The following is a 12,592-nucleotide window of genomic DNA, read 5'->3' on the forward strand; positions in this document are numbered from 1 at the left end:
GCCGCGACCCTTCTTATGTTTACCGGTGACGCGTCAGCGTCATACAGAGTCGAGGCAGTCGGGGTGTCCGACTGGCTGGGGGCAATTGTTGAAAGAAGCATATCAGCAGTAGCCGAACGGATGCCGGAAACACAGTCCGATGAAAGCACGGAAAGAGTCATAAAAGTAATTTCAGAGAAGCTTTTTGACGGGTACAGTGTAGATTCGGTAAAGATCTCTTCGGGTGTGATAAAGATAGGACTTTCTCCTGAAAAGTCTCCTCATGAGTGGAAGGTCGAAGTGCAGACGCCGCAGATACAGGCCCCCCCCTTGCAGTGGATCAGGGAGGACATCTCATTGATCGAAACACCTCTCAGCGGGCTTATCAGGGGACTGCCGGTAGAAGCACTAAACTGGTGTGACTCCGGGCTGAAAGAAGAAGTCCTCAGAATATTAGCCCCGGTACTTCCGGGCTGGAAACCCACACTCATGGTCCATTCCGAAAATGGCGGATACAAGATGAAGATCTCCCTTGCCCCGGAACTGCCCCTTGTTCTTGCCGTAAACCCCACTCTGACATCAAACTCACTGCCTACGCTTTTGCACGAGGACCTGAGGGAAGACCTGATGGAGAGGTCCGCGCCCTTTATAGGGCTGCCCGTTGCCTGGACCAAAAGGCACGAGAAGCAGATAAACCTTTGGACCGAGACATTCCTCCAGACAAGAGGCGTGGTAGAAAGGACTTCCGCTGAACCTAAAGCCTCATTTTCTGCCGGTCAGGTATCACAGATGAAGGTCAATGTCGAGAGCAGGCACTACACTATAGGCGCATGGGCTGCCCTATATGCCGGCACCAGGGACAGGACCGGAGAATTCGGCGTCCACCTCGGCCGGAAGATAAAAACATTCTCTAAGTGGAGCATGGAGGTATATGGTGAGGGCATCCTCGAACTTCAGGACTGGGATCCCGAAGGGAGATTAGGTCTTAGGTGGTCGCCCTGGGGAGATGTCTGGATAGGCGGAGAATGGTCCTCAAGGGACAGCATGTGGTGGGGCAGGATCAACATCGAACCGCGGATGCACAAGCCGTATGCATGGTTCCGCTGGAGGGAAGACGGGGAATACAATGCGGCCATAGGTTACAAGGCAACTGAATACATATCGTTTGAGCTCCACTATGACACACGTGACGAAGATTCACTGGGGCTGAGGATGATAGGAAACCTTTAGCATCTGAAAGGAAATGAAAGAATGGGCATTGAAGGACTTACATTGGCAAAGATATCAGAGATGGTGGGCGGAACGCTCAAGGGTGACGGTGACCGTGTCGTCACGTCAATAACTTCACCCGAGGCGCCATGTCCGGGATCTATATCACCTCTTTGGGAAAAAAAGCTTGTACAGGACGCCGATCCTGAGGCTGTCCTTCTCACGAAAGAGGGATGGATACGGGAAGACGGAGAAGGAGTGGAAGTTGAAGATCCAAGAAGGGCTCTCGTAACGCTTCTTGAATATTTTGATACGGAGAGAACAGCTGAACTTCCTGAAATACATGAGACCGCTGTAATATCAGAAAGCGCCGTTATAGGCGAGAAGGTGACCATAGGACCCGGCTGCGTGGTCTCAGCACATTGCAGGATCGGAGACGGATGTCTGCTTGCCGGGAACGTATGGCTTGGAAAGCATGTTTCTGTGGGCGAAAATACACAGATCGAACCCGGCGTTGTCATCTACGACAGGTCATCATTGGGCCGGAACTGCATCGTACACGCAAATGCAGTGGTCGGATGTGAAGGTTTTGGATTCATGCCAGACGCCGAAAAGGGACTGCTCCGCATACCTCAGATAGGCACAGCAGTAATTGAAGACGATGTGGAGATAGGTGTCTGCTCAAGCATAGACAGGGGGACCTTTGGGGAAACGAGGATATCCAAGGGTACCAAGATCGACAGCCACGTGAAGATCGCCCACAACTGCACAGTGGGTGAGTACTGCATAATAGTAGCACAAACAGGTCTCGCGGGAAGCAGCACTCTTGGTAATGGTGTCACGATGGCGGCACAGTCGGGAGTCGGCAACCACGCGAAGGTGGGTGACGGAGTAATTGCTGCCGGCAGGGCCGGAATAACGGATGACATATCACCTGGTTCAGTAGTATCAGGCTTTCCCGCAATAGATCATAAAGCAGATCTTCGTCAGACTGCCGCGCTCAGGCAGCTTCCCGACCTTGTCAAAAACGTCAAAAGAATTGAAAAAAAGCTTGGCGAACTTAAGCAGGAGAAGGAATAATGCCGCATACCATATCTGAACCGGTACAATTTTCCGGAATAGGGCTCCACTCGGGAGAGGTCTCAAGTGTATCCGTAAGATCTTCCCAAAAAGAGGGCATTTATTTTTCAACAGAAAACGGTCTGTTTCCCCTCAAATCCGCACATGTCGAGGAAAACAACAGGCTGACAGGATCCAGGCTCCCCGACGGAACTGTCATAAGGACCGCGGAACACCTTCTTGCCGCTCTTGCCGGGCTCGGGATAGACAGTGCGGTGATAACCCTTGAAGGAGAAGAGGTGCCTATACTTGACGGAAGTCCATATCCATTCGCCCTTGCACTCTTCGGTGCAGGCATAGTAGAATTTGGCGAAGCAAAAAAGCGAATCATCCATACACCTATAGCAGTCGATGATATCAAGGGTGACCGCTCTGTAATGGCACTTCCCTCGGAGAGACTTAAAATCACCTATGTGATAGACTATCCCGGTACTCCGGTCGGGACCCAGAGGGCATCTTATGTAATTACGCCCGAAGTCTTCCTTGAGAGGATATCAAAGGCACGCACCTTTGGCCTTACCTCTGAACTTGAATATCTGAAGAAAAACGGTCTTGCAAAGGGAGGATCGCTGAAAAATGCGCTCATGTTTGACGAGAAGGGCCTATTGAACGAGGGTGGCCTTCGATTCCCCCTGGAATGCGTCACACACAAGATCAACGATCTGCTGGGCGACCTCTCCCTGCTTGGAGCGATACCGGCAGCCCACTATATTGGAATATGCGCCGGCCATGATCTTCATGGAAGGCTTGTAGACAGAATAAAAAGAGCCTTATAATTCTCTTTGACTGAATCTATTAACTGGAGGCACAAATCATGAAATATGACATCAATAAAATATTGGACCTTTTGCCGCATCGCTATCCATTTCTTCTCGTAGACAGGATAGAGGACGTGGTGCTGACGGACGAACTGGTCGAAGTGACTGGGGTCAAGAATGTATCAATAAACGAGCCCTTCTTTCAGGGACACTTTCCGGACGAACCAGTAATGCCCGGTGTCCTGGTGATCGAGTCCATGGGACAGGTAGCAGCTGTCCTGCTCAAACTTTATACCGAGGTAAAGGAGAATGAGCGTCGCCTTGTCTATGTTACGTCGATCGACAAAGTAAAGTTCCGCAGGCCGGTAAAACCGGGCGACCAGCTCAGGACCGTAGCGACTCTGATCAAGCGCAGGGGCAACAACTTCAAGTTCAAGTTCAGGGCAACGATAGACGGGGACCTTGCCGCAGAAGGAACTATGGGCTGTGTAGTATCCTCCGGGCTTACCCTCAAGCCTGAGGCGTAGACCGGGATGGGAGTCTGCATACATCCGACGGCGATAGTTTCCCCAAAAGCTCAGCTTGGAGATAACGTCAAGATAGGCCCCTTCTGTATAGTGGACGACAATGTGGTTCTGGGCGACAATACGGAACTGAGGGCCTATGTCCACATTTACGGCTACACTGTGATGGGATCCGACTGTACCATATTCGACCACACTGTGATCGGCGGAGAGCCCCAGGACATAACCTTCAGGAATGAGGAGAGCTGGGTCAGGGTAGGGAACAATCTCATGTGCCGTGAATATGTCACTATAAACAGGGCGGTCGGAGAAGGAAAGGCCACAACTGTAGGCGACAACTGCTTTATTATGGAAAACGTCCACCTGGCTCACAACGTTGAGATAGGGCACGACTGTACAATAGCCAATAAGTGTGGATTTTCCGGACATACTAAAATTGGGGATTATGTCGTGGTCGGCGGGATGGCGGGCTTTCACCAGTTTGTTCACGTTGGCTCGTACTGCATGATAGGAGGTCTCTCAAAGATCGTCCGGGATGTTCCTCCCTTTTGTCTTGCCAACGGATCTCCCATAAAAGTATACGACATCAACAGGGTAGGGCTTAAGCGCAGAGGATTCGACACAGAGACCAGAAAGAATATCAGGCAGATGTACCGTACTCTTTATGCCCCAGGCCTGACCATACGTGAGGGGCTTGCTGAACTGGAGGATAAATTTGGCCCTACTCCAGAGGGAAGGATGATCCTTGATTTTGCAGCTGCGTCCACAAGAGGGCTTTCGCCCAGGATAGACCATGACTGGGACCGCAAAAACCCGGAAGAGAAGGACATTGATTAAACTTTTTGCCCTTGATGTCGACGGGACCCTGACAGACGGGGGAGTATACATGGATGGAAAAGGCGGGGAATTCAAACGCTTCGACATCCAGGATGGTTATGGCATAAGAAAGCTCATCAGCAGGGGCGTGAAAGTATATTTTATCAGCGGCCGTTACTCAGCCGCTACCCAGCAGAGGGCAGACGACCTCAGGATAACAGGCTGCATAAACGGGACAAGGAACAAACTGGCGGAACTTAAGGCGCTTGCGGAAAACCACAGGGCATCACCTGCAGAGGTTGCTTTTGCGGGTGACGACATTCCTGATCTGGAATGCATTGAATGGGCAGGACTGGGAATAGCCGTAGCGAATGCTGTTCCGGAGGTCCTAAGAGCATCTGACTGGAAGACAGAGAGAACCGGCGGCAACGGAGCCATACGTGAGTGCGCTGAGAAAATAATTGAGATGAATGAGGTTAAAAGTGAACAATAACTTTTTCGACACATATTTAAAATTCAGGGCACTCGACAGGTTCATCTTTGTAGAACTCGTTGGCCCCTTTTTCTTCGGGTTGATGGCTTTTACGATAATTATGGTCGCAGGGGGGCTTCTTTTCAGGATAGCAGACCTCATAATAAAAAATGGGGTCTCTCTTGGGATAGTGATAAGGCTTTTCCTCTACTACCTTCCCAAAATGGCTGCAGCGGCCATCCCCATGAGCTGCCTGCTTGCCGCTTTGCTCGGTTTCAACAAGCTATCCGCAAATTCAGAGCTCGTGGCGCTCAAGTCATCAGGAATATCGTTCAACAGGATAATAAGGCCTGTTATAATTCTTGCCTTTCTAGTCTCTATAGGCGCCTTTTTCATAAATGAAACGCTGGTACCAGTCAGCGAAAGAGCTGCCGCCAATGTGATGGCATATGAGGTCTACAAACAGTCTCCTCCTGTCTTTAAGGAAAAGGTCTTCCTCAAGGAGGAATCCGGTGGCTCCCTCAAGCGAGTGATATATGTCAACAGGATGGACATCAAGGACGGAATGATGTCGGATGTAGTGGTCCAGGAATTCGAGAACGGACTTCTCAGCAGGTTGGTCTCTGCCGAAAAGGGCGAATGGATAGATGGAAGCTGGTGGCTGGAAGAAGGAAAGGTTTTCGAGATCACCAAGGAAAACGACGTGTCTCTGCTTTTCACCTTTGACAAGCAGGCCCTTCAGCTGAACCTCAACCCCGAGGAGGCGGCAAGGTCCTCAAGGACTCCGGACGAGATGACGCTGAACGAGCTTTTTCGTGAGATAGAAATGATGAAGCAGAAGGGCATGGACGTATCCAAGATAGTCATGATCATGAACCTCCGTTTCTCGGTGCCCTGGGCCTGTCTTGTCCTGGCGATAGTGGGAGCGGCAGTCGGGAGCAGGCCTCAGAGGTCAAGCTCGGGAATGGGGCTCGGGCTGAGTGTTATCATCGTATTTGTTTACTATATAATCCTCTCCTTTACACAGTCGCTTGGGGATGCGGGGTACCTTCATCCAGTATTTGCAGCCTGGATTGCCAATATCGTATTTTTGATAATAGGAGCCGGTCTGACGCTAAGGGCAAATAGACTTGGCTGACATAGTTCCGGATCTATCTTTCTTGGGGTGATCATTTGCTCGCCGGTAAAGACCTGACAAACAGCCGTTGCAGGCTTCTGGAATATCTTGCGGGATATGAAGGGGAGTTCGTTCCCGGTTCAGTCCTCACGGATAAACTTGGCTTTTCAAGACAGGCCCTCTCAAAAGTTGTCTCCGCCCTGAAGGAAGAGGGACTTGATATAATATCAGCGCCACAGAAGGGCTACATGATAAAAAATGTCAGAGAGACGGACAGGATAAGTCCGACACTGGTGGATTTCCTTCTGAGGGATGACCCCATATTCGGAAAAAGCATTTATTTTCCAAGAATAACCTCAACTCAGCACGCGATCAAAAACCTTGCCCGCCAGGATGCCCCTGAAGGAATAGTGGCTGTCACAGACGAACAGACGGAGGGAAGAGGAAGGAGGGGACGTTCATGGCATGCCCCCGTTTCAAAGAACCTTCTCTTTTCAGTTTTGATAAGACCTGAGCTCAGACCGGGCGATGTCCAGCTGCTCAATCTTGCCGCAGGACTCGCGGTAGGGTCTGTCCTCAGCGGAGTATACGGGCTTGACGCAAAACTTAAGTGGCCCAACGACATCCTTGTGAACGGACGCAAAATATGCGGCATCCTGAGCGAGGCAGCCGGAGAACCCGACAGGATCTATTATGCGGTCACCGGGATAGGCCTCAATGTCAATACCACTGAGGGGGAACTGGAAGAGGAGTACAGGAACATCGCCACTTCCATAATGATAGAGAAGGGAGAGGCGGTTCCGAGGCCCCTTTTGCTTGCACGGATACTCAAAGCCCTTTCCTCTCTGATCATTGGCCTTAAAAGGCCAGAGGGCAAAGCAAAACTGCTTTCTGTTTACAGGAATGAGTGTGATACTATCGGCAGAGAGGTCAGTGTCCTTCAGGACGATGAAAAATTCAGAGGCACCGCGGTTGGAATAACTGAGCAGGGTGCCCTTGTAGTCAAGGCGGGGAACGAAGAGAAAATATTCGCCGCAGCTGATGTACACCATCTGCGGATGAAATAGGAAGGAAGGGATCTGTATGAGGCTTTCAGAACGTGCCCGTACAAGCGGCTGAGCGGCTAAGATAGGTCCGGCGGAGCTGGACCGCCTGCTCAAGGGTCTGCCAGTTTTCAGGGATGAAAGCCTTATAGCCTCATGGAACAGGGGTGAGGATGCCGCGCTTTGGAAGATCGACGAAGAAAGGGTAGGCATACTGACCGTTGATTTCATTACCCCGGTGGTCGATTCCCCTGCCTACTTCGGTAAAATTGCCGCGGCAAATTCCCTGAGTGACGTTTACGCTATGGGGGGCAGGCCGCTCATTGCGCTGAATGTGGTATGCTTTCCAACTGACTGCGAACCTCTCGAAGTGCTCAGGGAGATACTGAACGGGGGAGCAGAGAAGGTGATCGAGGCCGGAGCTATGTTGGCGGGCGGCCACAGCGTACAGGACGAGGAACCCAAATACGGGCTCGTGGTATTCGGCGAGGTCAAAAAGGACAGGATGTGGACAGTAGGAACTGCAGGTCCCGGAGACATCCTAATACTCACGAAGCCCATCGGTACAGGCATAGCCGTGACGGCGATAAAGGCAGGGTTATTTTCTGATGAAAACATAGATTCAGCAGTCCAAAGCATGGCAAAATTGAATTCGATACCCCCCGTCCTGTCTGAGGATATATGCAGCACAGTAACAGCCTGCACCGATGTCACCGGATTCGGTCTTGCCGGCCATGCCCTTGACCTTCTTTCCGAAGGGACGGCATTAGAGATCGAAACAGAGAGGCTGCCCCTGCTCCCGGGCATAAAGGAAATGTCAGACATGGGCCTCATACCTGCAGGAGCATACCGTAACAAGGAACACTCAGGCCCCAAAGTAATAAACGGTTCAAATATGGGCATCTTTGCAGAAGATCTCGTCTTTGACCCTCAGACCTCGGGAGGCCTCCTGATAGCCATACAACAAGAACACGAGTATGAGCTGCTGAATCAGCTGATTGCCGGCGGATTTGATCGGTCGGTCAGGATCGGTAAGTTTGTCGAGGGGGATAATTTTATTAAACTGGTTTAACGTAATTGGGGCTAATTTTGGCAAGCAATAGGCAGTAGACAAGCAATTGGAGGGGCGGGAGAAGGACGGCAAGAAGATGTCGCGAGAAGTGGCGATTTTATCGCCGCGAAGAGCCGGCAAGCCGGCGGGAAGAGGTTGTTAAGCTCGTAAAACCCTAGCCCCTAATCGTCTTCCATGTATGGGCCTGAGCCGGGATCCAGGACTTCATTCTGCCTTGTCTCTATCACCGCCACCCCCATATGCCTTTGAGCGGGGACCTAGGGCCCCCTCCCCGTCGTTCCCGAATGATCCAATCGGAAATCCAGCGTCTTGGGGTATGGGGTCCATAAATCCAGTCATAGCTAGAATCTAAAGACGGTATCTGGATCCCCGTTAAGTTGCGTCCGGGGATGACGGTTCTGGGTCCTCATTCACCGCCGGGCGGGTCTTCCGGCAAATTCTCCGCGATGCGAAGCAAGCAAATTCTCCAGCGGCCGAAGGACGCGAATTCACCGCGGGTGTATTCCTTGCAAATTCCCCGCCCCTGCCCTTACTACCGTTTGACCACTGTTTGAAAATGTTTGACGATCCTTTGACCGCCCCTACAACTGCACGCGGCGATAAAATCGCCACTTCGCGCGGCATCTTCATTTCGCACTTCGCCAACGCACTGCCATACGTCGACGCGAAGGGCCGCAAATGTTGCTAAGCTAGTGCTCCGAGATGCCCCAATTGCGCACCCCTTTGTTATAATAAGAGCATATGCACACTCGCAATAAAAGGGAGAGGTACTTATGGTAGTATTGCCAATATCTACTGTCATGGCCGATCTGCGTTCGTCATTTGACGAACTGCGTGATAGCCTTTGACCCGGTCTCACTTAAAACAAGGATAGATGAACTCCAGAAACTTACCGCAGAACCCGACTTCTGGTCGTCGGACAATGCCCATGAAGTAAACAGGGAAATTTCCCTGCTTCAGTCGAGACTTGACAAGATCGAAAATTCTCAGAACGAGCTTTTGGAACTTGAGGCGATATCAGAACTGTTGAGTGAAGTCGATGACGACGAACTCAACCGGGAGTTTTACGTGCGTTCTTCAGCTCTTGCAAAAAGCATAGAGGCATACCAGACACTGGTTTTGCTTGACGGCGAGTATGATTCGGGAGACGCCATCATGACGATACACGCGGGAGCCGGCGGCCTTGACTCACAGGACTGGGCGGAAATGCTCTACCGTATGTATATGCGCTGGGCTGAAGCAAACGATTATACTGTAAAACTGATCGACGAGCTTCCCGACCAGGAAGCGGGAATAAAGAGCGTAACGATTTCCGTAAACGGCGACTACTCTTACGGATACCTGAAGGGTGAACAGGGGGTCCACAGACTTGTCAGAATATCCCCCTTCGATTCGGCTAAGCGCCGTCACACGAGCTTCGCCTCAGTTGAGGTAATGCCAGTCCTTCCCGACAGCGTCGAGGTGGAGATAAGACCGGAAGATCTCAAAGTGGATACATTCCGTTCCAGCGGCGCAGGCGGTCAGTACGTCAACATGACCGACTCGGCCATAAGGATCACACACGTTCCTTCGGGAATAGTCGTAAGCTGCCAGACCGAGCGCTCGCAGCATATGAACAGGGCCACCGCGATGCAGGTGCTCCGTTCAAAACTTTTTGAGCAGACACTGCGGGAGAGGCAGGAGCAGCTTGAAAACATCAAGGGGGAGAAGAGGACCGTAGCGTGGGGAAGCCAGATCCGTTCCTATACCCTCCAGCCCTTCCAGCTTATCAAAGATCACCGTTCCGGATGTGAAATAGGCAACGTCCAGGGCGTATTGGACGGCGACCTTGACGAGCTTATAATGAGTTATCTCAGGTACATGAAAACGGGAAAAACCCAAAACGGGAGCGATAACTGATGATCAAAAAGATCTCTTCACAGCTCTTGACCAAAACGGTCCTCACGTTCATAACAACCGTCACCATTCTTGCCTGGCCGGTACTTTCGTTTGCTGTTGAGGCAAAACCATTTGTCCCAACTGACCCGATACTGCCCTTATCGGAAGTCAAAGAGGGAATGGATGCTGAAATAAGGACAGTGCTTCAAGGAACAAAGATATCCAGATTTTCTGCAACATTATTAGGAGTCGTTCCAAGGAAGACCAGCCCCAAAAATCTCATTTTGATAAGGGTCGACGATCCTTATGTGAGGGCGAACGGAGGCATTGCCGCGGGAATGAGCGGCTCGCCGGTATACGTGAAAGGAAAACTTGTAGGTGCAATAGGTTACGGATGGCAGTTCAGCGACAACAACCTCGGTCTTGTAACGCCGATAGAAGAGATGGTCAAGGCATTCAACTGGCCTGACAGGATACCTCCGTTCGGAGTGTCTGTGAAGATACCGAAGGAACCGGTCAGCGCCGATATAAAACCGGAGGCAAAAGAAAAGAAGAAAGATGATCTGAAAGAGGAAGAGCCTGTATCCGAAGACATCAAAGAAAAACCAGATCCCTGTGATTTTGCGATAGAAGGGATAACGTCAGCAGACGTGACATCGGCTGACCAATGTCCCGAGGAAGATAACGGAAAAGAAGAAGAACCAGATGATGGCGAAGGACAGGATGAAACTGGAAAGATTTCTGAAGATGCCGTATCGGACGACATAAAGACGGGACCGACCTCAGCTGACATCGCAAAGCTATATGACGCTGAGCTTGTTCCACTTGGGATGCCAATACTGGTCGACGGGATCAGCGGAAGGGTAACAGAGGAGATGAAAAAGAGGCTGGGGCTGCCTCTGATCCCCCTCGGAGGAGCATCCTCGGATGGAAATGCCGTAAAGCTCAAAGCTAAACCTGAACCGGGCTCAGCCATAGGCGCATCACTGGCCTGGGGCGACATAGAGATCGGAGGGATAGGCACACTTACAGCCATTTCCAAAGACGGACGCTTCATAGGCTTCGGACATCCGATGGCCGGGCAGGGTGCGGTATCATACCCGCTTACTGAGGCGACGATACTCAGGGTGATCCCGGGTATGGAGAGTTCCTTCAAACTCGGATACCAGGGGCCGATAGTCGGCATAATTACCCAGGACAGGCCAGAAGCAATAGCCGGTTACGTAGGACGGCTTGCCCCCGCGATAAGTTACAGGGTAAAGTTCAATGACGTTGACAGCAAAAGGGAGACTGTAAAGAGATTCCAGACTGCTGCGGACTCATTTTCAGGACCGGTTATCGGGAGCATGGGAATGCTCGGGATAATTGACGACCTTTGGGCAAGAAGAGGAGAGGGCACCGCGATACTCAAATACAGGTTCTACGGTGGCAACCTTCCCAACGGATGGGAGAGGCGAAATATTTTCTTCTCGGATACGGACCTCATTGGCTCCTTGCTGACCGAGTTTGACAACCTTTCCGAAATATTCTCCCTAAATCAGTTCCAGGAGATAAGGCCGTTGGGAGTGGAACTTGATGTTGAAGTAACTAGGGATGCCCGTGTAGTCTTTATTGAAAAGCTTGAGATCGCCGAAAAGAAGGATGCGTATGCCCCGGGCGATAAGATCGAACTGAACATAACGCTCAGGCCTTGGCGAAAAAGATCGATGGTAAAGAGGATCCCGGTCATAGTGCCGCAAAATGCCGTAGGTTTCTGCGAAATACTTGTCAGGGGCGGAGGGATAATGGAACCTGAGCAGGAATCGCTTGCGACGGGACTCAGGGCTATCTCGAACCTGGACGACCTGCTCAAAGAACTCAACATAAAGGAGACCAACAACCAGATAGTCGCCGAGATCGACGGACCCCAATCCATCGAGAAGGATGGCAAGGGCAAGCAGCCCAGCATGGAAGACCTCTTCGACGACCGTCTCCAGAGCGAGATCCGCGCCGAGCGTATCAAAAAAGGTGCGATGGTGATAGTCGATACCAACTACTATGTAGAGGGTCTCCTCAGGAAAATGATCAAGATCAAAAGAGTCGGCACCAAATCAGAAGAGGGACCGACTGAAGAGGATGAGGCTGCAATGAGAGCCCAGGCCGAAGCGCTGGAAGCAGAAGGCGGAGATCTGGAAGAAGCTCCGCCGGAAACGGAAGGATCAATTTCCGTGAAGCGGCGATTAAATCGCCGTGAAGCAATCAGGAAGAAATGGTGAAGCGGTCGTGAAAAACGGCTCAGCAATGGCTGAGCATGGCTGAGCGGTTGCTGAGCCGTCGTAAGGGGCCAAGGGCAGGGGCGGGGAATTGCGGCTTGGGTTATGCCGCGGAGAATTTGTAGCCTCCAGGCTGCGGGGAATTGCGGCTAAAGGCCGAGGAGCCCCAAAATCAACGTCTTTATCGGTCTTAACCTAAGTCACCGTCGTTCCCGCATGTCCCTATCGGGAATCCAGATACCGTCTCAGCTGTCAAGTATAAAAGTAAACTTTGTTTCTTGTATCTCGAAAGTAATGATCCATCTTGCGGCCGCCGGTTTTTCGGCGGCTGTCTTATTTGCTGCCTTACGTTA

At 51.4% G+C, this 12,592-nt stretch carries 11 protein-coding genes; all 11 read left to right on the plus strand.

What is annotated here, in order from left to right:
• Positions 1–15: 15 nt before the first annotated feature.
• The 11 genes from OLM33_09270 to OLM33_09320 all read left to right on the plus strand — a co-directional run bounded on the left by OLM33_09270 (position 16) and on the right by OLM33_09320 (position 12,242).
• Positions 16–1,209, plus strand: coding sequence for a hypothetical protein (locus OLM33_09270; protein ID MCW1713841.1), 1,194 nt, complete (start codon positions 16–18; stop codon positions 1,207–1,209).
• Positions 1,210–1,230: 21 nt separating this feature from the next.
• Positions 1,231–2,268 (plus strand): UDP-3-O-(3-hydroxymyristoyl)glucosamine N-acyltransferase, encoded by a 1,038-nt coding sequence (gene lpxD, locus OLM33_09275; protein MCW1713842.1) that lies wholly within the window; start codon positions 1,231–1,233, stop codon positions 2,266–2,268.
• Positions 2,268–3,083: a UDP-3-O-acyl-N-acetylglucosamine deacetylase gene (lpxC, locus tag OLM33_09280; GenBank protein ID MCW1713843.1), complete on the plus strand. Its 816-nt coding sequence runs from the start codon at positions 2,268–2,270 to the stop codon at positions 3,081–3,083. The genes lpxD and lpxC overlap by 1 nt, the downstream gene beginning before the upstream one ends.
• A 38-nt stretch (positions 3,084–3,121) precedes the next feature.
• Positions 3,122–3,592 (plus strand): 3-hydroxyacyl-ACP dehydratase FabZ, encoded by a 471-nt coding sequence (fabZ, locus tag OLM33_09285; GenBank protein ID MCW1713844.1) that lies wholly within the window; start codon positions 3,122–3,124, stop codon positions 3,590–3,592.
• A 6-nt stretch (positions 3,593–3,598) separates the two neighbouring features.
• On the plus strand, positions 3,599–4,426 hold the full coding sequence (gene lpxA, locus OLM33_09290) for an acyl-ACP--UDP-N-acetylglucosamine O-acyltransferase (GenBank protein MCW1713845.1): 828 nt from the start codon (positions 3,599–3,601) through the stop codon (positions 4,424–4,426).
• Positions 4,419–4,898 (plus strand): HAD hydrolase family protein, encoded by a 480-nt coding sequence (locus tag OLM33_09295; protein ID MCW1713846.1) that lies wholly within the window; start codon positions 4,419–4,421, stop codon positions 4,896–4,898. The genes lpxA and OLM33_09295 overlap by 8 nt, the downstream gene beginning before the upstream one ends.
• Positions 4,888–6,015, plus strand: coding sequence for an LptF/LptG family permease (locus tag OLM33_09300; GenBank protein ID MCW1713847.1), 1,128 nt, complete (start codon positions 4,888–4,890; stop codon positions 6,013–6,015). Before OLM33_09295 ends, OLM33_09300 begins: the two co-directional genes overlap by 11 nt.
• A 35-nt stretch (positions 6,016–6,050) precedes the next feature.
• Positions 6,051–7,061 (plus strand): biotin--[acetyl-CoA-carboxylase] ligase, encoded by a 1,011-nt coding sequence (locus OLM33_09305; GenBank protein ID MCW1713848.1) that lies wholly within the window; start codon positions 6,051–6,053, stop codon positions 7,059–7,061.
• A gap of 16 nt (positions 7,062–7,077) precedes the next feature.
• Positions 7,078–8,109 carry a selenide, water dikinase SelD gene (gene selD, locus OLM33_09310; GenBank protein MCW1713849.1) on the plus strand — a complete coding sequence of 344 codons (1,032 nt, stop codon included), beginning with the start codon at positions 7,078–7,080 and terminating at the stop codon, positions 8,107–8,109.
• A 773-nt stretch (positions 8,110–8,882) separates the two neighbouring features.
• Positions 8,883–10,008, plus strand: a protein-coding gene (gene prfB / locus OLM33_09315) for a peptide chain release factor 2 (protein MCW1713850.1) whose coding sequence is annotated in 2 segments (ribosomal slippage) — positions 8,883–8,954 and positions 8,956–10,008 — 1,125 coding nt in all. Because the reading frame shifts where the segments join, the coding sequence is not laid out codon by codon here.
• Positions 10,008–12,242 carry a hypothetical protein gene (locus OLM33_09320; protein ID MCW1713851.1) on the plus strand — a complete coding sequence of 745 codons (2,235 nt, stop codon included), beginning with the start codon at positions 10,008–10,010 and terminating at the stop codon, positions 12,240–12,242. The genes prfB and OLM33_09320 overlap by 1 nt, the downstream gene beginning before the upstream one ends.
• Positions 12,243–12,592: the final 350 nt, after the last annotated feature.

The organism is Synergistaceae bacterium DZ-S4 (assembly GCA_025943965.1).
Taxonomy (GTDB): domain Bacteria; phylum Synergistota; class Synergistia; order Synergistales; family Synergistaceae; genus Caenicola; species Caenicola nitritireducens.

What these genes read in the sequence shown, in the direction of transcription:
- lpxA (MCW1713845.1), top strand. Translation starts at nt 3,599, where the DNA reads ATGGGAGTCTGCATACATCCGACGGCGATAGTTTCCCCAAAAGCTCAG.
- fabZ (MCW1713844.1), top strand. Translation starts at nt 3,122, where the DNA reads ATGAAATATGACATCAATAAAATATTGGACCTTTTGCCGCATCGCTAT.
- lpxC (MCW1713843.1), top strand. Translation starts at nt 2,268, where the DNA reads ATGCCGCATACCATATCTGAACCGGTACAATTTTCCGGAATAGGGCTC.
- OLM33_09270 (MCW1713841.1), top strand. Translation starts at nt 16, where the DNA reads ATGTTTACCGGTGACGCGTCAGCGTCATACAGAGTCGAGGCAGTCGGG.
- lpxD (MCW1713842.1), top strand. Translation starts at nt 1,231, where the DNA reads ATGGGCATTGAAGGACTTACATTGGCAAAGATATCAGAGATGGTGGGC.
- OLM33_09320 (MCW1713851.1), top strand. Translation starts at nt 10,008, where the DNA reads ATGATCAAAAAGATCTCTTCACAGCTCTTGACCAAAACGGTCCTCACG.